Raw genomic sequence first — 20,463 nt, 5'->3', positions numbered from 1 at the left:
GCAACCGGGCCGATGGCTCGGCCCGGCGCAACGGCTTACTGGGCGGCGGGCAGCACGCCGAAGATGGTGCGGTAGAGCACGCCCATGGCTACGACCATCAGCGGGATGCTCCAGACCAGGCCGATGCCCAGCGGGATGGCGCTGAGGATCACGATCACACCGAGCAGCAGGAACAGGCCGAAGACCTTGAACCAGTGCTGGCTGATGGCCTTGCGCGAGGCCTCCAGCGCCTGCCAGGGCGACAGGCCGCGCTCGACCACCAGCGGAATCGCCAGCAGATAGGCCACCGCCAGGTAGATGCCGGGGAGCAGCAGTAGGAGCATGCCGAGGTAGATCAGCAGCATCATCACCACGGCGGTGATGATCAGCGGCACGGTGCGGCCGAAGTGGCTGAAGATTTCGTTGAAGCTGATCGGCTGGTCGGCGGCGCGGCGGATGCCGACCATGTTGATCCCGGCCATGAAGGGATAGGCCAGGGCGGAAGCGAGCAGCGACACCAGCACCTCGCCGACCACCACCGCGACCAGGTTGTCGCTGAGGGCGCCGAACACGCCGACGATGCCGCCGAGGACGAAGGTAGCGGCCAGCAGCACCAGGTAGAACACCAGGAAGCCGCCGATGATGATGCCCTTGGTGCCTTTGACCTTGGCCCAGGCTTCGCCGATCAGTGCGCCGATGCTGAAGTCGTAGCCGCGGGCCAGCGCTTCTTCGATGCTCGGCACCTGGTCGCCGAGCGGCTGCTGCAGGTCGCTGACGGGGGCGGCATAGGGATTGGGGGTGGTAGCGTCACTCATGGCGGCGTCCTTGTACGTCGAGTGGGAGGGGTGGCACATGCTAGGGGTACTGGCATTTGGCCTACAAGCGGCGCCTGGGCGGGCATGCAGCGGCTGTGCGCTGGTTCATGCTTTGCCGGCGGCGGCGCGCCTGGGCATGAATGATAGACTGCCCGGCCACTGTGCACTGGGGATACGCGCGTGACTTCCAGCATCTTCTGGTACGACTACGAGACCACCGGCATCAATCCGCGCTGCGACCGGCCGCTGCAGGTGGCCGGCATCCGCACCGACGAGGCGCTCAACGAGATCGACGAGCCGTTGAACCTCTACTGTCGGCCCAGCGACGACATCCTGCCGCACCCGGCCGCCTGCCTGGTCACCGGCATCGACCCGCAGCGCCTGCAACAGCTGGGGCTGGACGAGGGCGAGTTCGTCACCCGGGTGCATGCCGCGCTGTCCGTGCCGGGAACCTGCGGCGCCGGTTACAACAGCCTGCGTTTCGACGACGAGGTGACCCGTTACAGCCTCTATCGCAACTTCTTCGACCCCTACGCCCGCGAATGGCAGGGCGGCAACAGCCGCTGGGATCTGATCGACCTGGTGCGCACCGCCTACGCGCTGCGCCCGGAGGGCATCGAGTGGCCGCAGGAAGACGGCCGCGTGAGCCTCAAGCTGGAACGCCTGACCCAGGCCAACGGCATCGACCATGGCCAGGCCCACGACGCGCTGTCCGACGTGCGCGCCACCATCGGTCTGGCGCGCCTGCTGCGCGAGCGCCAGCCGCGGCTGTACGACTTCCTCTACCAGTTGCGCAGCAAGCAGCGGATGCTGGATCAGATCCGTCTGCTGCAGCCGCTGCTGCATGTGTCCGGGCGTTTCTCCGCGGCGCGGCATTACCTGGCGCCGGTGCTGCCGCTGGCCTGGCACCCGCGCAACCGCAACGCGCTGATCGTCTGCGACCTGCAGGCCGACCCGGCGCCCTTGTTGGAGCTGGATGCCGAGACCCTGCGCAGCCGCCTGTACACCCGCCGTGAGGAGCTGGCCGAGGGCGAGGCGCCGGTGCCGCTGAAGCTGCTGCATATCAACCGCTGCCCGGTGGTGGCGCCGCTGTCGGTGCTGCGCGAGCAGGACCGCCAGCGCCTGCAGCTGGACTGGGCGCAGTGCCAGCGCCACGCCGAGGCGCTGCAGGCGGCGCAGGCGCTGTGGCAGGACAAGCTGGCGGCCATCTATCGCGAGGAGGCCTTCGCCGCCAGTGGCGACCCCGAGCAGCAGCTGTACGAGGGTTTTATCGGCGATCGCGACCGCCGCCTGTGCGAGCAGGTGCGCCGTGCCGAGCCCGAGGCGCTGGCCAACCAGGACTGGCCGTTCGACGACGCGCGTCTGCCGGAGTTGCTGTTCCGCTATCGCGCGCGCAACTTTCCGGACAGCCTGTCGCCGGCCGAGCGGCAACGCTGGCAGGAGTTCTGCCGCCAGCGTCTGAGTGCCGCCGAGTTCGGCGCACCCAATACCCTGGGGCAGTTTCGTCAGGCGCTGGAGGAAGTGCGCGGCAACTGCACGCCGAGCCAAGTGCAACTTTTGCAGCAATGGCAGGTGTATGCGGAGAATGTGCAGGCGCGCTACGGCATCAATTAGCCGCGCCGCCGGCAATGGGGTATAGCCCAATTGTGCATGGGCATATCGAGCGGGGTGGCGGCCGGGCGTTGGCCGCGGCCCGTCCGGCAAACTTGTGCGGCGCCGGGCGAGTTGCCGGCAACAATTTTCGCCGGTCATCCCGCGGCAAAATACCGGCAATAAAAAACGCCAGCAGGGCTGGCGTTTTCGGGTATTGCGCGAGGCTTAGCCGAGCAGGGTGGCCCAGCCTTCGACGACGTCGGCGCCCCACTTGGCTTTCCACTCTTTCAGGGTCTTGTGGTTGCCGCCTTTGGTTTCGATCACTTCGCCGCTGTGCGGGTTCTTGTACTGCTTGACCTTGCGCGCGCGCTTGGTGGCAACGGGCTTGCCGGCACGCGGGGCCTTGCCGACCTTGGCTTCCGGGTCGAGCAGGGCAATGATGTCGCGCAGGGACTTCTGATATTCGCCCATCAGGGTGCGCAACTTGCCTTCGAATTCCAGTTCCTTTTTCAGCTTGTCGTCTTGCGACATGTTCTTCAGGCGCTCTTGCAGCTCCTTGATGGCTTCTTCGGTGGCGCGGTATTCATTGATCAGCGACATGGGCAGTACCTTGGCGTGAATAGGTTTATAAAGTGGACAGTGAGGCAATAATAGTCACGCACTTATAACAAGTAAACAGCGCCGGAGAAAATAACTGCGGCGCCCTGCAACCTTTTGTAGCCACGGCCTTTAATTTAAACCGGGTATTTCCACGGTCGTCGAAGTTGCCTGTTTTCCCGCCGTGTGGATATTTCTCCACGCCCTGCCGGGGACTGCCGCGGGCGCCAGTCTGCCCGCGCTACTGCAGTTTCTTCGGCTTGTCGCTAGAATGGCCGACTTTTGCGCCGTCATTGGGGTTTTGTATATGCGCACGTTCAGACTGGTCATCGCCTGCCCGGATCGCGTCGGCATCGTCGCCAAGGTCAGTAGTTTCCTGGCGACCTACAACGGCTGGATCACCGAAGCGAGTCATCATTCCGATACCCAGAGCGGCTGGTTCTTCATGCGCCACGAGATTCGCGCCGATTCCCTGCCGTTCGAGCTGGAGGGCTTCCAGCAGGCCTTCGCGCCGATTGCCCGCGAATTCTCCATGGAGTGGCGCATCACCGACTCGGCGCAGAAGAAGCGTGTGGTGCTGATGGCCAGCCGCGAGTCGCACTGCCTGGCCGACCTGCTGCACCGCTGGCACAGCGACGAGCTCGATTGCGCCATTCCCTGCGTGATCTCCAACCACGACGACCTGCGCAGCATGGTCGAGTGGCACGGCATTCCCTACTTCCATGTGCCGGTCGATGCGCAGGACAAGGCGCCGGCCTTCGCCGAGGTGGAGCGCCTGGTCAAGCAGCACCAGGCCGACGTCATCGTCCTGGCGCGCTACATGCAGATCCTGCCGCCGGCGCTGTGCGCCGAGTACGCGCAGCGGGTGATCAACATTCACCACAGCTTCCTGCCGTCCTTCGTCGGCGCCAAGCCTTACCACCAGGCTTCGCTGCGCGGGGTCAAGCTGATCGGCGCCACCTCGCACTATGTCACCGAGGAGCTGGACGCCGGGCCGATCATCGAGCAGGACGTGGTGCGCGTCACCCACCGCGACGATATCGAGGAAATGGTGCGTCTGGGCAAGGACGTGGAGAAGATGGTGCTGGCGCGTGGGCTACGCTATCACTTGGAAGACCGGGTTCTGGTGCACGACAACAAGACAGTGGTGTTCGACTGATCTTGCGCCGTGGGCCGAACCGATGCTCGCCAGAGGAGATCGCCCATGCTCAAGTCCATCAAGGTGCGGGACTACATGACCCGCCATCTGGTGACCTTCAGGTCGGATACCGATCTGTTCACCGCCATCAACCGCCTGCTGGAGCACCGTATCTCGGCGGCGCCGGTGGTCGATTCCCAGGGCCACCTGATCGGCCTGCTGTCGGAGGGCGACTGCCTGCGCGGCATCCTCTCCGGCGCCTACTACGAGGCCATCGGCGGCAACGTCAACGCCTACATGACCGCCGAGGTCGAGACCATCTCGCCGGAGGCGGACATCATCGAGCTGTCCGAGCGCTTCCTGCGCGGTCGGCGTCGGCGCCTGCCGGTGGTCGAGGACGGTCACCTGATCGGCCAGATCAGCCGCCACGACGTGCTGCGGGCGGTCAAGGAGTTTGCCCAGCATGAGCAGGGCAAGCTGGAAGCCGGTTAGAGGAGGGCATCAGCAGGATGAGCGATCCACTGGACAAGGCGACGTCCAAGGCGCCGCCGACCCTGGGCGAGGGCTGCGTGCGCCGCTACGACCCGGACGCCCTGAGCGAGGACGACGGCGCCGAGTTCGCCGAGGCCGCCGAGCTGTGGCGGCAGTTGCAGGAACAGGCGCCGCCCGAGCCCGAGCGCGAGCCATAAACGACCAAGGGCGCCGCGGCGCCCTTGGTCTCGTTGCGCGTACTCAGATGCGGAAGCTGTCGACCAGTTGCTTGAGGCGCGCGGCCTGTTGCTCCAGGTCGCCGCAGGCGCGCAGGGTGGCCTGCAGGTTCTCCACGCCTTCCTGGTTGAGGGTGTTGATCTCGATGATGTCCATGTTCAGCGACTCGATCACCGAGGTCTGCTCCTCGGTGGCGGTGGCCACCGACTGGTTCATCCCGTCGATCTCGCCGATGCGCGCGGTGACGCTGCCCAGGCGTTCGCCGGCCTGGTTGGCGATCGCCACGCTGTCCTCGCTGTAGCGCTGGCTCTCGGTCATGGTGGTGACCGACTCGCGCGAGCCGACCTGCAGCTCCTCGATCATCTTCTCGATCTCCTGCGCCGACTCCTGGGTGCGGTGCGCCAGGTTGCGCACCTCGTCGGCGACCACGGCGAAGCCGCGCCCGGCCTCGCCGGCGCGGGCGGCCTCGATGGCGGCGTTGAGCGCCAGCAGGTTGGTCTGCTGGGAAATGCTCTTGATCACCTCGAGAATCTGGCCGATGTCCACGGTCTTGCCGTTGAGCATCTCGATCTTGGCGCAGGCGTCGCTGATCTTGTCCGACAGCTCGCTCATCGAGCTGATCGCCTGCTGCACCACCTTGCCGCCGTCCTCGGCCTGATGGCGGGCGTCGGAGGCCTGGGTCGAGGCGTCGGCGGCGTTACGCGCGATCTCCTGGGCGGCGGCGCCCAGTTCGTTGATCGCCGCGGCCACGCTGTTGGTGCGGCTGGCCTGCTCGTCGGAGTTGGCCATCGACGAGTTGGAGGCGCCCACCACCAGCTTGGCCACCTCGTTGACCTGCACGGTGGCCGAGGACACCTCGCGGATCGAGCTGTGGATGCGCTCGACGAACTGGTTGAAGGCGCGCGCCAGGGCGCCGAACTCGTCGTTGGACTGGATCGCCAGGCGCTTGGTCAGGTCGCCCTCGCCCTGGGCGATGTCCTGCATGGCCTTGCCCATGGTGTTCAACGGCTGCATCAGCACGCGGATCAGCACGCCGAGCAGGGCGATGATCAGCACCACGGCGATGACGGTGGCGACTATGGCCGAGGCGCGGAACTCGGTGAGCATCGCGTAGGCCTTGGCCTTGTCGATGGACAGGCCGACGTGCCAGTTGACCGAAGGCAGGCCCTTGACCGGGGTGAAGGTGAGGATGCGGGTGTCGCCGTCTTGTTGCGCCTCGCTGAACTCGCTGGCGATGCGCGGAGTGTTCTGCGGGTAGATGTCCTTGAGGTTCTTCATCACCAGGGTCTTGTCCGGGTGCACCAGGATCTTGCCGTCGGCGCTGACCAAAAAGGCGTAGCCGATGCCGTCGAAGTCCAGGGCGTTGATGATGTCGACCAGGGTCTGCAGGCTGAGGTCGCCGCCGACCACGCCGGCCGGCTTGGCCGGGGTAGCGATGGTGATGATCAGCTCGCTGGTGGCGGCGTCGACGTAGGGCTCGGTGAGGGTGGAGCCGCCGGCGGCCATGGCGTCCTTGTACCAGGGGCGGGTGCGCGGGTCGTAGCCCTCGGGCATGTCGGCGTCCGGGCGCATGGTGAAGTCGCCGTTCTCGGCACCCAGGTAGGTGAAGGCGAACGAGGAGGTCAGCGCCTTCTGCTCCAGCAGCTTGACCACGCGCTCCGGGTTGTTGTCGTTGACGATCGACTGGGCGGCGCTTTCCACCAGGAGGATGCGCCCGGACAGCCAGTTCTGGATGTTGCTGGCGGTCACGTCGCCCATTTCGTGCAGGTAGTTTTCCAGATCCGCACGGATGGCGTTGCGTTGCAGGTAATCGTTGTAGAGGGTGAACAGGGAGAAGGCGACTATCACCACCAGCGATGCTGCGAGCAGGATCTTGTGGCTGAACTGCAGGTTTTTAGTCATGTTGTCTTGCGTCCGGAAGGCTCTGGAACCAGTCTTGTGTTCCACGGGGCGCCAGTGGGGCGGTTCGTGGGGGATTTTGGCGAAGGCAATTCGCCTTTGGTCTGATGCCTATGTCGGCATACCTGCAGTAAAGCTTTAACTCTAGGGATGGCAAAGATGTCTATGAATTCGCAGTTCGTACTGGGCGCCGGCAGCGATGGCCAGCCCGTCGGCCAGCCGTTGCGCCTGGCCAACCGTCACGGCCTGATCGCCGGCGCCACCGGCACCGGCAAGACGGTGACCCTGCAGCGCCTGATCGAGACCTTCAGCGACGCCGGCGTGGCGGTGTTCGCCGCCGACGTCAAGGGCGACCTGTGCGGTCTCGGCGCCGCCGGTGCGCCGCAGGGCAAGGTCGCCGAGCGCATCGCCAGCATGGCCTGGCTGCAGCACCGGCCGCAGGCCTATCCGCTGTGCCTGTGGGACGTGCACGGGCAGAGCGGCCACCCACTGCGCACCACCCTGAGCGAGATGGGCCCGCTGCTGCTCGGCGCCCTGCTGGAACTGACCGACAGCCAGCAGGCGGCGCTCTACGCCGCGTTCAAGGTGGCCGATCGCGAGGGCTTGCTGCTGCTCGATCTGAAGGACCTCAAGGCGCTGCTCGGCCACCTCAAGGACAACCCGCAGGTGCTCGGCGAGGACAGCGCGCTGTTCACCAACACCTCGGCCCAGGCGCTGTTGCGGCGCCTGGCCAGCCTGGAGCAGCAGGGCGCCGAGGCGCTGTTCGGCGAGCCGGCGCTGCAACTCGAGGACCTGCTGCACCCCGATCGCGACGGCCGCGGCCGGGTTCACCTGCTCGACGCCAGCCGCCTGGTGCACGAGGCGCCCAAGGTCTACGCGACCTTCCTGCTGTGGCTGCTGGCCGAGCTGTTCGAGCAACTGCCCGAACGTGGCGACGCCGACAAGCCGGTGCTGGCGCTGTTCTTCGACGAGGCGCACCTGCTCTTTCAGGGCACGCCCAAGGCGCTGCAGGAGCGCCTGGAGCAGGTGGTGCGGCTGATCCGTTCCAAGGGCGTGGGGGTGTACTTCGTCACCCAGTCGCCCAGCGACCTGCCGGACGACGTACTGGCCCAGCTCGGCCTGCGCATCCAGCACGGCCTGCGCGCCTTCACCGCCAAGGAGCAGAAGGCGCTGCGCGCGGTGGCCGACGGCTTCCGCCCCAATCCGGCGTTCGACAGCCTGAGCGTGCTGACCGAACTGGGCATCGGCGAGGCGCTGGTCGGCACCCTGGAGGAAAAGGGCACGCCGGCCATGGTGCAGCGGGTGGCCATCGCCCCGCCGCAGTCGCGCATCGGCCCGCTGCACGAGAGCGAGCGCGCCGCCCTGGTGCGCCAGTCGCCTTTGGCCGGGCGCTACGACAGGCCGATCGACCGCGAATCGGCCTACGAGCTGCTCACCGCCCGCGCCGCCCAGGCCAGCGCCGAGGCGCCGGCCCAGCCGAGCGGACGGCAGAAGGCCGCGGCGCAGCAGGATGGACTCGGGCAGATGGCCGGCGAACTGCTCGGCGGGGCGATGAAGTCGGCGCTGCGCCAGGCGGCCAACCAGCTCGGGCGGCAGCTGGTGCGCGGGCTGATGGGGTCGCTGCTGGGCGGCAAGAAACGTTAGGGAGGTTCTGAAAAGGCCATTTATCGTCACTCCCGCGAAGGCGGGAGCCCAGGTACGACGGAGTATTCCCCTTCGGGCCAGCGCAAGCGCTGTTCAGCGATGAAGCCGCTGTCCCGCCTGCGCGGGAATGACGACTATTTCAGAATTGCCTTAGCAGGCGAGGCTGGGTTGGTAGTTGGTAGGGTGGACATGGCGAAGCCTTGTCCACCGTCGACCGTCGACCGTCGACCGGCTCGCCGGACAAGCCTGGCGGCATGTCCGACCTACGGGAGGCCATTTAATCGTAGGTTGACGTAGGACGTGGCGCTATTCGCTGGCGGCGTCTTTCTTGTCCTGACGTTCTTTCTCGATCTTTTCGATTTCCTTATCGAAGGCCTGGTCGAGCAGGCTGGGTTTCTTGCGCCAGGGCTTGCGGTCGGGATCCGGCTGTGCGGCGTAGGTGATGACTTCCCCGCCGTATACATCCTTGTAACGCTGCGCCTGGCGCTCGAGTTCGGCGCGCAGTTCGTCTTTCGTCACTGGGTTTACCTATATGGTCTGGCGATCGACCCGCATGACGCGTGAAGCACTCCGCTTCACTGCTGCGGTCAGGGATCAATCTAGGGTGCTGCTGATGGTTTTGTCCGGCGAATACTTTGCAAAGTGTCAGGGTTTGCAAGTTTCCCGTTCTTATTCAGTTACTTATGTGTATGTAACTTTTTATAAATGAAGTTGCGCGAGGCAACTTGCGCGCCATTATCGCGAAGTGTCGGCGAATGTCCAGTGCTCAGTTATCGAGCGCCTGGTACTCCAGGCTGAACTGCAGCCGGCAACTTTGCCCCGGCGCCAGCAGTTGCAGGCCCGGGCGCCCCGGCAGGTGGTGGGCGTTGACCGGATGGCTGACCGGCTCGAAACAGAAGAAGTTCTGCTCCTGCGGGCAATACAGCAAGAAGAATTCGGTGCCGTCGGCGTGGCAGAGCAATTGATAGCCGGCCTCCGGTTGAACGATGCGCGCGCTGCCCGGCCAGCCAGTAAAGGCATTGTCCAGCGTCTGCGCCGGCAGGGCGGCAAGTTCGGCGAAGTTCCACGCCGCGGGTAATTCGGCCAGTTGAGTGGACAGTTTGTCGGCGTCGCACAGCCATACTTGCCTGGCTTGCGCTTGCAGGCGGGTATGCGCGGTGCGGGTGATATAGGGATGCAGGCCGAGGCCGTACCAGGTCGGCCGTTCGCCGAGGTGGGTGGCCTGCAGGCGCAGGCTCAGGCGGCCGCCTGCCAGGCGCACCTGCAGGTGGGCGCGGTAGGGGAAGGGCTGCAGGCTGTCCAGTTGCAGGGTGGCGCTGTCGGATGTCGCATCAACCAGTTGCCAGGCTTGCTGCCAGGCGCTGCCGTGGATCGGCAGCGCCTCGTGCGCGCTGTTGGCCGCCAGCGCCTGCCAGCCGTCGGGGCAGGCGAAGCCGCCGCCGCCGATGCGGTTTGACCAGGGCGCCAGCGGGTAGCAGGCCAGCCGCCGCGGGTTGGCGGCGGCCAGCGCCTGCTCGTCGCTGTGCCGCAGCAGCGGCCAGCCGTCGCGCAAACGGGTCCAGTTGACCAGGCTGGCGCCCAGTTCGGGGGCCAGGGTCAGGCGGGTCAGGCTGTCGTGCAGGGTCAGCAAGGTGGTCGGCATCTGGCGCTCCGGTGTCGCTATTGGTCGGGAATTCATAGTGTCATCGTACAACTGCTGGGCTATGATTGCGGCTTAGCCGTCAGCCGAGAGCGCTCCCGCCATGGAAACCCCCAACGCCCAACCCCGCGCCCGCCGCAAGCACCGTAGCCTGGCCCAGGAGTTGGTGGCCGAGCTGTCGCAGCGTATCCGCGACGGCGCGATCAAGCGCGGCGAGAAGCTGCCCACCGAGTCGGCGATCATGGAGGAGCAGGGCGTCAGCCGCACCGTGGTGCGCGAGGCGCTGTCGCGGCTGCAGGCCGCCGGCCTGGTGGAAACCCGCCACGGCATCGGCACCTTCGTGCTCGACACCCCCAGCCCCAGCGGCTTTCGCATCGACCCGGCGACCATCGTCACCCTGCGCGACGTGCTGGCGATCCTGGAATTTCGCATCAGCCTGGAAGTGGAGTCCGCCGGCCTGGCCGCGCAGCGCCGCAACGAGGCGCAACTGAAGGCCATCCGCGAGGCGCTGGACGCGATCAACGAGAGCGCGGCGCACGCCAGCGACGCGGTGTCCTCGGACTTCCAGTTCCACCTGCGCATCGCCGAGGCCACCGGCAACCGCTATTTCACCGACATCATGAGCCACCTGGGCACCAGCATCATTCCGCGCACCCGGGTCAATTCCGCCAGCCTGGCGCGCGACGACCAGGCGCACTACATGGCGCGCCTGGCGCGCGAGCACGAGCAGATCTTCGAGGCCATCGCCCGCCAGGACTCGGAGGCGGCGCGCGCCGCCATGCGCCTGCACCTGACCAACAGCCGCGAGCGCCTGCGCCAGGCTCACGAGGCCGCCGAGGCCGAGGCGCTGCACGGCTGAGCCGTGGCTACGGGCGCCGGCGTCCGTAGGGTGCGCCGTGCGCACCGGTCTGAGCACTGAACTCTCGCTACGCACGACCCGGGCGACCCCGCAACACCCTAGCGGCGGTAGGCCAGCAGCACGATACCGCCGACCACGATCAGCCCGCCGACCACCTGCAGGGCGCCGAGCAGCTGGTCGAGGATCAACCAGCCGAACAGCATCCCGGCCACCGGCTCCATGTTCATCACCGGCGCGTTGCGCGCGATATCCAGGCGCGGCATGCAGATGAACAGCACCGAGAACGCCGTGCCGTAGAGCAGTACCAGGCAGGCCAGGGCCACCCAGCCGACCGCCGCGTCGGGCAGACCCAGGCCGCCGGGCAGGGCGCCGCTGGCGCCGGCCAGGGCCGAGGCGCTGAACACCACCGCCATGGTCAGCATGCTGCGCACCCGCCCGGGCATCGCCGACAGCCGGTGTTCGGTGATCCACAGGGCCACGGCGAACACCGCCGCCGCGGTCAGGCTGAACGACACCCCCTCGATCCAGCGCGCGTCGAGCTGGGCCTGGCCGGCCAGGCGCGCCGGCACGTCCAGCACCAGCACCAGGCCGAACAGGATCAGGCCCATGATCAGCGCCGCGCGGGCGGTCGGCCGCGGGCCGCCGAGGGCCCAGGTGAGCAGCGCCAGGAGAATCGGCGAGAGGTTCACCACCAGCAGCGCCAGGCCCACCGGGATGCGCGCCACCGCCGAATAGATGCAGAAGCTCTGCACCGCGATCAGCAGCCCCAGCACCAGCTGCCAGCCCCAGGTCTGGCGGCTCAGGCGCAGCGAATCGCGTTGCCACAGCACCAGGGCGGCGAGCACCAGCAGGGTCACTCCCGAGCGGCAGAGGATCGCCAGCAGCAGGCCGGCGTCGTGGTCGAAGGCGATGCGCGCGGCGATATGGTTGCCGGCGAAGGAGCAGGCCAGGGTGGCGAGGATCAGCGCGGCGATATGCCGGGGGAACGGGGCGGCGGGCATGGCGGGGCGTTACGTCCTTATAAAGCGAGAGCCGCCAGGCGGCGGCTCGGGGTGAATGGGGCAGGCCCCGCACGCGGGGCGGTGAATCAGAAGGTGCGATCTCGCGAGCTAGAGCCCTACAAGGCAAAAACAGGCGAGGAAGCGGAGTGTACTTTTGTACATGAGCATTCCGAGCCTGTTTTTAACGCAGTAGGGCCGACGCGCAGCAGATCGTAGATCAGAGCACCACGCTGGGCAGCCACAGCGAGATAGCGGGGATATAGGTGACCGCCATCAGCACCGCGAACAGCGCGGCGTAGAACGGCAGCAGCGCTTTCACCGTGTTCTCGATGCTGACCTTGCCGATGGCGGCGCCGACGAACAGCACCGCGCCCACCGGCGGGGTGATCAGGCCGATGCCCAGGTTGACCAGCATGATCATGCCGAAGTGTACCGGGTCGACGCCGAAGGAGGTCACCACCGGCAGCAGGATCGGCGTGAGGATCAGGATCAGCGGCGCCATGTCCATCAGCGTGCCCAGGGCCAGCAGCATGAAGTTGACGCACATCAGGATCACGTAGCGGTTGTCCGAGAAGGTCAGGAACGCCGTGGTGATCTTCGACGGGATCTGCATCAGGGTCATGATGTAGCCGAAGCTGGCGGCGAAGGCGATCAGGATCATCACGATCGACAGGGTGCGCACCGTGCGGTGCAGCATCTTCGGCAGTTCGCTCCACTTGTAGTCGCGGTAGATGAACATGGTCACGAAGAAGGCCCAGACCACCGCCACCGCGGCCGACTCGGTGGCGGTGAACACGCCGCTGAGGATGCCGCCGAGGATGATCACCATGGTCATCAGGCCCCACAGCGCCTCGACGCAGATCTTCAGCGCCTGGCGCAGCGGAATCACCTCGCCCTTGGGGTAGTTGCGCTTGCGCGCGAACAGCAGGCACAGGGTGGCCATGGTGAAGCTGAGCAGCAGGCCCGGGCCGATGCCGGCGACGAACAGCGCGGCGATCGACACCGTGCCGCCGGCGGCCAGCGAGTAGATCACCGAGTTGTGGCTGGGCGGGGTGAGCAGCGCCTGCACCGAGCCGGACACGGTGACCGCGGTGGAGAACTCGCGCGGGTAGCCCTTCTTCTCCATTTCCGGGATCAGCACCGAGCCCACCGAGGCGGTGTCGGCCAGCGAGGAGCCGGAGATGGCGCCGAAGAAGGTCGAGGCGGTGATGTTGACCAGCGACAGGCCGCCGCGGACGAACCCCACCAGCACCCCGGCGAAGGCCACCAGACGGCGGGCCATGCCGCCCTCGGCCATGATCGCGCCGGCCAGGACGAAGAAGGGGATGGCCAGCAGGGAGAATTTGTTGACGCCGCCGGCGATCTGGATCATCACGGCGTGCAGGGGAATCTCGATCCACCAGGCGCCGATCAGGGTGGCCATGCCCAGGGCATAGGCGACCGGGACGCGCAGCAGGATCAGGGCCAGGAAGCTGCCCAACAGGATGACGGCATCCATTACACGGCCTCCTTGGAGTCTTCGGTGCATTCGTAGTCGACGACGCGGCGCTTGTGCTGGTCGCCGTAGAGCAGCTGTTCGAGCACGAACAGCAGGGTGATGAAACCGCCCAGCGGGATCGGCGCGTAGCTGAGGCCGACGCGCAGCCAGGTCAGGGTGCTCAGGTACTGGTTCCAGGTGGCGACGCACAGCTTGTAGCCCCAGATCAGCATGAACAGACTGATGGCGGCCATGGCCAGGCGCACGAACAGGGTGAGAAACGGCTGGGCCGCCGGCGGCAGCCGGTCGCTCAGCACATTGACCGCCATGTGCGCGCAGGCGCGGTAGCTGGCGGCGGCGCCGACGAAGGTGAACAGCACCATCAGCAAGATGGCGATGGGTTCGGGCCAGCCCAGGCCCTGGCCGAGCGCGTAACGGCTGAACACGCCCCAGGGGATGATCGTCGCCATGATCACGATCGCCAGGCCGGCGACGCCGATGCAGGCGCGGTAGATGGCGTCGTTGACGCCCAGAACCAGGTTTTTCATCAGATTTCACCGGTGGCGTCGCGACGGCCCAGGCCGCCGCGACGCGCTTGCGCGAGGGTTACTGGACGGCTTCGATGCGCTGGATCAGCTCGGCGAACTGCGCGCCGTACTTCTCACGAACCGGGGCGGTGGCGTCGTAGAAGGGCTTGGTGTCGACTTCGATGAACTCGACGCCTTCGGCCTTAAGCTTGTCGACGCTGCTGGCGCTCTTCTCGTCCCACAGCTGACGCTCTTCCAGTTGGGCTTCCTTGGCCAGTTTCCTGACCAGTTCCTGTTGTTCCGGAGTCAGCTTGTTCCAGGAGGTCTTGGACATCAGCAACGGCTCGGGGAGGATCAGGTGGTGGGTCTGGGTGTAGTACTTGGCGGCGCGGAAGTGGTTGTGCTCGAGCAGGGTCGGCGGGTTGTTCTCGGCGCCGTCGATCACGCCGCTCTGCAGGGCGCTGAAGATCTCGCCGGTGTCCATGGCGATGCCGTTGGCGCCCATGGCGTTGAGGGTGTCGATGAACAGCGGGTTGCCCATCACGCGGATCTTCATGCCCTTGAGGTCTTCGATGCTGCGCACCGGCTTCTTGGTGTAGAGGCTGCGGCTGCCGCCGTCCATCCAGGCCAGGCCGACCATGTTGAAGTCGGAGTCGGTGATGGCGTCGAGGATTTCCTGGCCGATTTCACCGTCGATGATCTTGCGCATGTGGTCGACATCGCGGAACACGAAGGGCATGTTGAATACGTTGGTGGCCGGTACCACCGGGCCGACCGAGCCGAGGCTGACGCGGGTCAGCTGCACCGCGCCGATCTGGGTCTGCTCGATCACTTCCTTCTCCGAGCCGAGTACGCCGCCGGCGAACATGCGCGACTTGATCTCGCCGTTGGTGGCCGCTTCCAGCTTCTTGCCGAGGTTTTCCATGGCCACCACGGTCGGGTAACCGGCGGGGTGGATCTCGGCGATCTTCAGGGTCACCTCGGCTTGTACGAAGGAGGACAGGCCGAGGGCCAGCGGAAGTGTGGCCAGAAGCAACTTGCGTTTGAGGTTCATGCGGAAATCTCCGTCTTGTTGTTGTTGGTAAGCAGCGGTGCAAACCGGTACCGCGAGCGGCCCGGGGTGGATCGGATTCAGGCCCGGTAGGTTGGCTCCTCGAGCCCGGCGACGCCGGGGTTCAACGCGAACACGCCGCCGGCCAGCGGCTGGTCGGACAGGTCGCCGCCGGGGCGGATCGAGGTGACGAACAGGGTGTCCAGGCGCGGCCCGCCGAAGGCGCACATCGCCGGCTTCTTCACCGGCACGGCGAGCGAGCGGTCCAGGCGGCCGTCGGGGGTGAAACGGTGGATCAGCCCGGCGTCGTTGCCGCAGATCCAGTAGCAGCCGTCGACGTCCACGGCGGCGCCGTCGGGGCGACCGGGATGGGCGTTCATGTCGACGAACAGGCGGCGGTTGTGCGGGGTGCCGCTATCGGTGTCGTAATCGAAGGCCCACACCGCCTGCACCGAAGGGTGCGAGTCGGACAGGTACATCGTGCCGCCGTCCGGGCTGAAGGCCAGACCGTTGGGCACGATGAGGTCGTCGAGGCGTTGTTCCAGCTGGCCGTCGAAGCGGTACAGCGCGCCGACGCGGGCGCCGGCGGCCATGTCCAGCAGCATGCTGCCGGCCCAGAAACGCCCCTGGCGGTCGCAGCGGCCGTCGTTGAAGCGCATCTCGGCGCGGGCGTGTTCGACCGCCGCCAGGCGCTCGGCCTGGAGGCTGCCGTCGGCCTGCGGCTGCAGGTGGAAAATGCCGCTCTGCATGCCGGCCAGCCAGCCGCCGGCGGGATGCAGGGCGATGCAGGCGAGCATTTCCTCGGCCTGCCAGCTCTGGCTGCTGGCGTCGCGCAGGTTCCAGCGATGCAGGCGGGCGGCGGGGATGTCGACCCAGTACAGGGCCTGCTCGGCGGCGTGCCATACCGGGCTTTCGCCGGTGGCGTTGCGCGCATCGAGGATCAGTTCGGCTGGCATGGCAGTTCGTCGCTCGCTGTTGTTCGTCGAGGGCTGCGTGGGGCGTTTCAGTCGTCGCCGAACGGGCCGGCGGCGACGAAGGCGCCACCCTGGTAGATGCGCGCCGGATCGTCGGCGGCCGGCAGCGGTTGCGCTTCCACCTGCTCGCGGAACACCTCCGAGCTGTCCTTGGCCTGGTAGCCCAGGTGCGCGGCTTTGCCGTTGTCCCACCAGATGTCGCGGTTGGCCGACATGCCGTAGACCACGGTATGGCCGACGTTCGCGGCGTAGAGGCTGCGCTCGAGCAGCTGGGTGAGGTCGTCGTAGCTCAGCCAGGTGCTCATCATTCGGCGGTTGGCCGGCTCGGGGAAGGACGAGCCGATACGGATGCTCACGGTCTCGATGCCGTAGCGGTCGAAGTAGAAGCTGGCCATGTCCTCGCCGTAGGACTTGGACAGGCCGTAGTAGCCGTCCGGGCGACGCTGGCAGTGGGCGTCGAGGTGCTCGTCCTGCTTATAGAAGCCGATCACGTGGTTGGAGCTGGCGAACACCACGCGTTTCACCCCGTGCCGGCGCGCCGCTTCGTAGATATGGAACACGCCGCAGATATTGGCGCCGAGGATTTCCTCGAAGGGGCGCTCCACCGACACACCGCCGAAATGCACGATGGCGTCGACGCCTTCCACCAGTTGGTGCACGCCGGCCTTGTCGGCCAGGTCGCAGCGCACCACTTCCTCGTGGGGGCCGGCCGCAGGCGCCATCTCGCCGATGTCGGACAGGCGCAGGATAGTGGCGTAGGGGCGCAGGCGTTCGCGCAGTACCTTGCCCAGGCCGCCGGCGGCGCCGGTGAGCAGCAGGCGATTGAAGGGACGGACGTCGCTGGAGGTGGTGGTCATGGCGGGCCTGGACTCTTGTCGCTTGTTGTTATTGGGTTGTCATACGTTGTCGTATGACTTGAGCCGATTATCAACAGCCCGCAGGGCCGCTGTCAACGCGCAAGCCGGGGAAAATTACGCCTTTTCGTCTGCCTGGTACAGGCGCTTGGGTGCAGGATTACCCCCGTTTTGCCTGTGGCTTTGCGTCGGGTTGAAGGCTCTATTGCGCAGCTTGCACAGCCGTTTGCCAAACGCTCGGGCGACTCGCGTCGCGATCGGGGTGGCGGCTCAGTGCGCGCACCGTTCGTCTCTTTTGACTAGAGTTGTATGACAACGTATCTCGCATGAAGCCGGGCGAGCGCCCTGGGTAAGGTGCCCGGACTTCCGAGGGGCAGAGCATGAGCAGAAAATCTCCCGATTCGCGCGCCGCCGCGCCGACCCTGATCGACGTGGCCAAGGTGGCCGGCGTGTCGCCCATCACCGTGTCGCGCGCCCTGGGCCGTCCCGAGGTGGTCAGCGCGGCCACCCGCCGGCGCGTGCTGGAGGCGGTGCGCGCCACCGGCTACGTGCCCAACCTCGCCGCCGGCGCCCTGGCCTCCAGCCGCAGCCGGCTGGTGGCGATCTTCCTGCCGACCATCGCCAACTCGATCTTCGCCGACACCGTGCAGGCGCTCACCGAACGCCTGGCCGCCGCCGGCTACCAGACCCTGCTGGGCCTGACCGGCTACGACCCGCAGCAGGAAGAGGCGCTGCTCGAAGCCGTGCTCGGGCGGCGCCCGGACGGCATCGTGCTGACCGGCACCGAACACACCCAGGCCAGCCGCCAGCGCCTGGCGCGCGTTGGCATCCCGCTGGTGGAGGCCTGGGATCTGGCGCCGAAGCCGCTGGACATGCTGGTGGGCTTCTCCCACGAAGCGGTGGGCCAGGCGCTGGCGCACTACCTGCTGGGCAAGGGCTACCGCCGCGTATCGGTGGTCAGCCTCGACGACCCGCGCGGCCTGCGCCGCTACCGCAGCCTGGCGCAGACCCTGGCGCAATGGGGCCGCGAGCCGCTGGCGACGCAGATCCTGCCGGCGCCGGCGACCCTGGCGCTGGGGCGCGAGGGGCTGGCCCGGCTACTGCAGGCCGGCCATGCCGGCGAGGTGGTGGTATGCAGCTCCGACACCCTCGCCCAGGGCGTGCTGGCCGAAGCCGCCAGCCGCGGCCTGCGGGTGCCGGAGGATCTGGCGGTGATCGGCTTCGGCGACCTGTCCTGCGCGGCGCACACCCATCCGCCGCTGACCAGCGTACGCATCGACGGCCCGCGCATCGGCCGCGCCATCGCCGAAGCCCTGCTGGCACGCATCGCCGAACCGGCGCTGGCACGCCAGCCGTTGCGCCTGGATGTGGGGTTCGAGGTGATCGAGCGGGGCAGTGGGTGAGGGGGCGGGCGAGGGGCGGTCGATGCTGCTCCCAATTGGCCCCGCGGCGCCCCAGGTTATCTGGCGGGCGACTCGCTCGGGGCCAGCTTCCGCAATATGGCCACGATATGCAGGGGCTGCATGCCGCGAAGGATTACGTTTGATCGGGATCGCTTTCGCGCCGGAGAAACATCTTTACGCCCGGTACCCCGGGGACTGCCAGGTAACCCGGGATCACGAAGACTTCTCCCTCGAACCCCGCGCAGGGGTGAATGGCGACAGTCGTCCAAGAGCGGACTGCCCGTGTCCTAAATCCAGCGTCTCACGCGAGTGCAATACTGCGCGAAGTCGTTTCCGAACAGTCTGGCGAGGGCCCGCTCCTCCGGCCCGATCTGGAAGCGGTTCATGTACAGCACGAAGCCTAGTACACCCAACAGTGCGAGCGGCCAGGCGAGAAAGATCGACCAGGCGACCAAGGCGGTGGCAAAGCCCAGGTACATGGGGTTGCGCGTATAGCGGTAGACGCCCGAGCTGACTAGTGCCGAAGCCGTTTCCGGCTTCAGCGGGTTGACTGTGGTGCGGGCATAGCGGAAGGACAATACGCCTGCCAGGCAGATGATGGTGCCTATCAGTAATACCGCCAGCGCAAGGCCGATACGCCATTCGATGGCCAGCCCCAGAGCGCCAGGCAGATAGCGGGCGGCGAGCCACATCAATAGACCGAACAGGGTGGCGACCAGGGGCGGCGGAATGCGATTTTCCAGTATGCCCATAGCATCACTTCTCGACTTTGGTGATTTCGTTGCTTACCAACTGGCGCAGCGGCTCGATGCCGAATTTGTCCAGAGGCCGGCCGTTGACGAAGAATGTCGGGGTGCCTCGGATACCCACCGCCTTCACATCCTGCATATCCAGCTTAAGAACCGCATCGACGGCAGGCGTGTACATATCTGCGCGGGCCTTTTCCACATCCAGTCCGACCCGCTCAGCGGCGGTCCAGGCTTCCTTCACTTCTGGATCGTCATGCCAACCCGGTTGAACTTCAAGCACGGCATCCATAACTTGCTCGTAGAGGTTCTGCTTGCGCGACGCTTCCAGCAGACGCGCCACTTCTTCAGAGCCTTGATGGAACAGCACATAGCGCAGCACCAGGCGCACATTGTCCGGGTTCTCGGCGAGAATCTTCTTCACATGCGGATAGAAGGCGCGGCAAGCCTCACAAGAGGGATCGAAGAACTCGACGATGGTGACCGGCGCCCGCTCTGAGCCGAAGATCGGCGAGTGGAAACGAACCAGGTTCGCCTCACTGGCCGTCGCCTGCTGGGCTGGGGACTGCGCCTGAGTACGCTGCTCAGCGGGAGCCGGCGATGATGGGGAGTACAGGTAAGCGGCTGCAGCGAAGGCGATCAAGATCACGACGCTGATGATCAGCACCAGGGTGCGGCGGTTCATGGGGTGGTTCTCCGGCGAATGATAACGAGCAGAATGACGATCAGAGCGAAGGCGAACAGCGCCAGCCCCGGCAGCGGTATGCCGCCGAAGATGGTCATGCCGTCGCCCGAGCAAGACGGCCCTGTGGCCGTGCATGGCTGTATCGGCTGGGGGATCAGGCCGACGTAGAGCAGTACATGCGCGAATGCCAGCAACGCGCCGATGCCGGCCAGCGGCAGCGCATAGCGCCAGACGGAGAAGTCCGAGCGATAGCAGGCAATGGCCAGGATCACCGCCAAGGGAAACATGAAGGCGCGCTGGAACCAGCACAGGACGCAGGGGGCCTGCCCCATCACTTCGCCGATGAACAGCGCCGAAAGCGTCGACACCAGGGCTACCAGCCAGGCCAGGAGCAGCAGCCCCCATAGAGTAGAGTGAGTCGGATTGGTCATCTGGTGTCCCTCAATCTGCGCCGGGCGGCACTGCGGTGAAGGTCACCGGCAGGCTCTGGCCGTCAGCGAAAAGCAGGCTCGCTTCGATCTGATCACCCAGCGCCAGCTCGCGCTGGCGTTGCATCAGCATCAGGTGGTAACCGCCGGAAGCGAAAGTCAGCGTGGCACCGGCGGGCACCTCCACCTGTGCGACATGCTGCATGCTGGCCATGCCGTTCTCCAACGCGCTACGGTGCATCATCACCTGGGCAAAAGCCGGGTTCTGTGCGCCCGTCAGAACCACTGGCTGCTTGCCGGTATTGGTCAGGGTGAAGTAACCGGCCGCCGGGAGATCCCCCGGCAGCAGGCGTAGCTTCGCTTCACTCACCTGCAGGTCGGCCAAGGCCATGGTCGAGACCGCCAGCAGCAAAACTGTGGCCAGTAGTACGAGTCTGCGCATCGCA

At 66.4% G+C, this 20,463-nt stretch carries 22 protein-coding genes; 7 read left to right on the top strand and 15 right to left on the bottom strand.

The features are described from left to right. Window positions 1-35: 35 nt before the first annotated feature. Window positions 36-794, bottom strand: coding sequence for a hypothetical protein (locus tag ACIGKL_RS06070; protein WP_397485790.1), 759 nt, complete (start codon window positions 792-794; stop codon window positions 36-38). A 180-nt stretch (window positions 795-974) separates the two neighbouring features. Here ACIGKL_RS06070 and sbcB point away from each other — a divergent pair, with 180 nt between their 5' ends. Beyond that, window positions 975-2,408, top strand: a complete 1,434-nt coding sequence (gene sbcB / locus ACIGKL_RS06065) for an exodeoxyribonuclease I (RefSeq protein WP_397485789.1) — start codon at window positions 975-977, stop codon at window positions 2,406-2,408. A 204-nt stretch (window positions 2,409-2,612) separates the two neighbouring features. Here sbcB and mvaT read toward each other — a convergent pair whose 3' ends face one another. Further along, complete coding sequence (mvaT, locus tag ACIGKL_RS06060) at window positions 2,613-2,987, bottom strand: histone-like nucleoid-structuring protein MvaT (protein ID WP_397485788.1); 375 nt, start codon at window positions 2,985-2,987, stop codon at window positions 2,613-2,615. Window positions 2,988-3,291: 304 nt separating this feature from the next. Between mvaT and purU the strand changes: the two genes are divergently transcribed. The 3 genes from purU to ACIGKL_RS06045 are packed head-to-tail and all read left to right on the top strand — an operon-like array spanning window position 3,292 to window position 4,811. Beyond that, a complete protein-coding gene (gene purU, locus ACIGKL_RS06055; protein WP_021442679.1) occupies window positions 3,292-4,143 on the top strand; it encodes a formyltetrahydrofolate deformylase in 852 nt (283 codons plus the stop codon). Between the two features lie 45 nt (window positions 4,144-4,188). Next, window positions 4,189-4,614, top strand: a complete 426-nt coding sequence (locus ACIGKL_RS06050; RefSeq protein ID WP_397485787.1) for a CBS domain-containing protein — start codon at window positions 4,189-4,191, stop codon at window positions 4,612-4,614. Window positions 4,615-4,631: 17 nt separating this feature from the next. Further along, on the top strand, window positions 4,632-4,811 hold the full coding sequence (locus tag ACIGKL_RS06045; RefSeq protein ID WP_397485786.1) for a hypothetical protein: 180 nt from the start codon (window positions 4,632-4,634) through the stop codon (window positions 4,809-4,811). 43 nt (window positions 4,812-4,854) lie between these two features. Here the strand turns inward: ACIGKL_RS06045 and ACIGKL_RS06040 are convergent, their stop codons facing one another. Beyond that, complete coding sequence (locus ACIGKL_RS06040; RefSeq protein ID WP_397485785.1) at window positions 4,855-6,732, bottom strand: methyl-accepting chemotaxis protein; 1,878 nt, start codon at window positions 6,730-6,732, stop codon at window positions 4,855-4,857. Between the two features lie 156 nt (window positions 6,733-6,888). Between ACIGKL_RS06040 and ACIGKL_RS06035 the strand changes: the two genes are divergently transcribed. After that, complete coding sequence (locus ACIGKL_RS06035) at window positions 6,889-8,373, top strand: helicase HerA-like domain-containing protein (RefSeq protein WP_397485784.1); 1,485 nt, start codon at window positions 6,889-6,891, stop codon at window positions 8,371-8,373. A gap of 306 nt (window positions 8,374-8,679) precedes the next feature. Here ACIGKL_RS06035 and ACIGKL_RS06030 read toward each other — a convergent pair whose 3' ends face one another. Next, on the bottom strand, window positions 8,680-8,892 hold the full coding sequence (locus ACIGKL_RS06030) for a hypothetical protein (RefSeq protein ID WP_021444897.1): 213 nt from the start codon (window positions 8,890-8,892) through the stop codon (window positions 8,680-8,682). 247 nt (window positions 8,893-9,139) lie between these two features. Beyond that, entirely contained in the window at window positions 9,140-10,015 is an 876-nt protein-coding gene (locus ACIGKL_RS06025; RefSeq protein WP_397485783.1) for an aldose 1-epimerase, read from the bottom strand. Window positions 10,016-10,115: 100 nt separating this feature from the next. On the opposite strand from ACIGKL_RS06025, the gene ACIGKL_RS06020 reads away from it, so the two are divergent. Continuing rightward, window positions 10,116-10,871: a FadR/GntR family transcriptional regulator gene (locus ACIGKL_RS06020; protein ID WP_397485782.1), complete on the top strand. Its 756-nt coding sequence runs from the start codon at window positions 10,116-10,118 to the stop codon at window positions 10,869-10,871. 98 nt (window positions 10,872-10,969) lie between these two features. On the opposite strand, the gene ACIGKL_RS06015 is transcribed toward ACIGKL_RS06020, so the two are convergent. The 6 genes from ACIGKL_RS06015 to ACIGKL_RS05990 form a co-directional block, all read right to left on the bottom strand. Further along, window positions 10,970-11,872, bottom strand: a complete 903-nt coding sequence (locus tag ACIGKL_RS06015) for an EamA family transporter (protein WP_397485781.1) — start codon at window positions 11,870-11,872, stop codon at window positions 10,970-10,972. A gap of 217 nt (window positions 11,873-12,089) precedes the next feature. Further along, the gene (locus ACIGKL_RS06010) at window positions 12,090-13,370 is read right to left on the bottom strand and encodes a TRAP transporter large permease (protein WP_397485780.1); all 1,281 of its coding nucleotides are present in this window, start codon (window positions 13,368-13,370) and stop codon (window positions 12,090-12,092) included. Then, entirely contained in the window at window positions 13,370-13,897 is a 528-nt protein-coding gene (locus ACIGKL_RS06005) for a TRAP transporter small permease (protein WP_397485779.1), read from the bottom strand. The genes ACIGKL_RS06010 and ACIGKL_RS06005 overlap by 1 nt, the downstream gene beginning before the upstream one ends. Before the next feature lie 58 nt (window positions 13,898-13,955). Beyond that, on the bottom strand, window positions 13,956-14,930 hold the full coding sequence (locus tag ACIGKL_RS06000; protein ID WP_397485778.1) for a TRAP transporter substrate-binding protein: 975 nt from the start codon (window positions 14,928-14,930) through the stop codon (window positions 13,956-13,958). A gap of 77 nt (window positions 14,931-15,007) precedes the next feature. Next, a complete protein-coding gene (locus tag ACIGKL_RS05995) occupies window positions 15,008-15,883 on the bottom strand; it encodes an SMP-30/gluconolactonase/LRE family protein (RefSeq protein WP_397485777.1) in 876 nt (291 codons plus the stop codon). A gap of 47 nt (window positions 15,884-15,930) precedes the next feature. Then, window positions 15,931-16,758 carry an NAD-dependent epimerase/dehydratase family protein gene (locus tag ACIGKL_RS05990; RefSeq protein WP_397485776.1) on the bottom strand — a complete coding sequence of 276 codons (828 nt, stop codon included), beginning with the start codon at window positions 16,756-16,758 and terminating at the stop codon, window positions 15,931-15,933. 377 nt (window positions 16,759-17,135) lie between these two features. Between ACIGKL_RS05990 and ACIGKL_RS05985 the strand changes: the two genes are divergently transcribed. Then, window positions 17,136-18,158, top strand: coding sequence for a LacI family DNA-binding transcriptional regulator (locus ACIGKL_RS05985; protein WP_397485775.1), 1,023 nt, complete (start codon window positions 17,136-17,138; stop codon window positions 18,156-18,158). Between the two features lie 287 nt (window positions 18,159-18,445). On the opposite strand, the gene ACIGKL_RS05980 is transcribed toward ACIGKL_RS05985, so the two are convergent. From ACIGKL_RS05980 to ACIGKL_RS05965, 4 genes are read right to left on the bottom strand one after another with little or no spacing between them, the layout of a single operon-like run. Continuing rightward, a complete protein-coding gene (locus ACIGKL_RS05980; RefSeq protein ID WP_397485774.1) occupies window positions 18,446-18,910 on the bottom strand; it encodes a methyltransferase family protein in 465 nt (154 codons plus the stop codon). A gap of 4 nt (window positions 18,911-18,914) precedes the next feature. Next, window positions 18,915-19,589 carry a thioredoxin domain-containing protein gene (locus tag ACIGKL_RS05975; RefSeq protein WP_397485773.1) on the bottom strand — a complete coding sequence of 225 codons (675 nt, stop codon included), beginning with the start codon at window positions 19,587-19,589 and terminating at the stop codon, window positions 18,915-18,917. Beyond that, window positions 19,586-20,020, bottom strand: coding sequence for a disulfide bond formation protein B (locus ACIGKL_RS05970; protein ID WP_397485772.1), 435 nt, complete (start codon window positions 20,018-20,020; stop codon window positions 19,586-19,588). The genes ACIGKL_RS05975 and ACIGKL_RS05970 overlap by 4 nt, the downstream gene beginning before the upstream one ends. A 10-nt stretch (window positions 20,021-20,030) precedes the next feature. Then, window positions 20,031-20,459, bottom strand: coding sequence for a copper chaperone PCu(A)C (locus tag ACIGKL_RS05965; protein WP_397485771.1), 429 nt, complete (start codon window positions 20,457-20,459; stop codon window positions 20,031-20,033). Window positions 20,460-20,463 lie beyond the last annotated feature (4 nt).

This window comes from Pseudomonas sp. NPDC077186, assembly GCF_044543505.1.
Taxonomy (GTDB): Bacteria; Pseudomonadota; Gammaproteobacteria; order Pseudomonadales; family Pseudomonadaceae; genus Aquipseudomonas.
Note: the sequence above shows the minus strand (reverse complement) of the source record. Positions and strands in the feature narration are given on the sequence as shown.

Excerpts from the sequence above, each read along its gene's own strand:
- ACIGKL_RS06070 (WP_397485790.1), bottom strand. The coding sequence starts at position 794 with ATGAGTGACGCTACCACCCCCAATCCCTATGCCGCCCCCGTCAGCGAC.
- mvaT (WP_397485788.1), bottom strand. The coding sequence starts at position 2,987 with ATGTCGCTGATCAATGAATACCGCGCCACCGAAGAAGCCATCAAGGAG.
- purU (WP_021442679.1), top strand. The coding sequence starts at position 3,292 with ATGCGCACGTTCAGACTGGTCATCGCCTGCCCGGATCGCGTCGGCATC.
- ACIGKL_RS06050 (WP_397485787.1), top strand. The coding sequence starts at position 4,189 with ATGCTCAAGTCCATCAAGGTGCGGGACTACATGACCCGCCATCTGGTG.
- ACIGKL_RS06045 (WP_397485786.1), top strand. The coding sequence starts at position 4,632 with ATGAGCGATCCACTGGACAAGGCGACGTCCAAGGCGCCGCCGACCCTG.
- ACIGKL_RS06040 (WP_397485785.1), bottom strand. The coding sequence starts at position 6,732 with ATGACTAAAAACCTGCAGTTCAGCCACAAGATCCTGCTCGCAGCATCG.
- ACIGKL_RS06035 (WP_397485784.1), top strand. The coding sequence starts at position 6,889 with ATGTCTATGAATTCGCAGTTCGTACTGGGCGCCGGCAGCGATGGCCAG.
- ACIGKL_RS06025 (WP_397485783.1), bottom strand. The coding sequence starts at position 10,015 with ATGCCGACCACCTTGCTGACCCTGCACGACAGCCTGACCCGCCTGACC.
- ACIGKL_RS06020 (WP_397485782.1), top strand. The coding sequence starts at position 10,116 with ATGGAAACCCCCAACGCCCAACCCCGCGCCCGCCGCAAGCACCGTAGC.
- ACIGKL_RS06015 (WP_397485781.1), bottom strand. The coding sequence starts at position 11,872 with ATGCCCGCCGCCCCGTTCCCCCGGCATATCGCCGCGCTGATCCTCGCC.
- ACIGKL_RS06010 (WP_397485780.1), bottom strand. The coding sequence starts at position 13,370 with ATGGATGCCGTCATCCTGTTGGGCAGCTTCCTGGCCCTGATCCTGCTG.
- ACIGKL_RS06005 (WP_397485779.1), bottom strand. The coding sequence starts at position 13,897 with ATGAAAAACCTGGTTCTGGGCGTCAACGACGCCATCTACCGCGCCTGC.
- ACIGKL_RS06000 (WP_397485778.1), bottom strand. The coding sequence starts at position 14,930 with ATGAACCTCAAACGCAAGTTGCTTCTGGCCACACTTCCGCTGGCCCTC.
- ACIGKL_RS05995 (WP_397485777.1), bottom strand. The coding sequence starts at position 15,883 with ATGCCAGCCGAACTGATCCTCGATGCGCGCAACGCCACCGGCGAAAGC.
- ACIGKL_RS05990 (WP_397485776.1), bottom strand. The coding sequence starts at position 16,758 with ATGACCACCACCTCCAGCGACGTCCGTCCCTTCAATCGCCTGCTGCTC.
- ACIGKL_RS05985 (WP_397485775.1), top strand. The coding sequence starts at position 17,136 with ATGAGCAGAAAATCTCCCGATTCGCGCGCCGCCGCGCCGACCCTGATC.
- ACIGKL_RS05980 (WP_397485774.1), bottom strand. The coding sequence starts at position 18,910 with ATGGGCATACTGGAAAATCGCATTCCGCCGCCCCTGGTCGCCACCCTG.
- ACIGKL_RS05975 (WP_397485773.1), bottom strand. The coding sequence starts at position 19,589 with ATGAACCGCCGCACCCTGGTGCTGATCATCAGCGTCGTGATCTTGATC.
- ACIGKL_RS05970 (WP_397485772.1), bottom strand. The coding sequence starts at position 20,020 with ATGACCAATCCGACTCACTCTACTCTATGGGGGCTGCTGCTCCTGGCC.
- ACIGKL_RS05965 (WP_397485771.1), bottom strand. The coding sequence starts at position 20,459 with ATGCGCAGACTCGTACTACTGGCCACAGTTTTGCTGCTGGCGGTCTCG.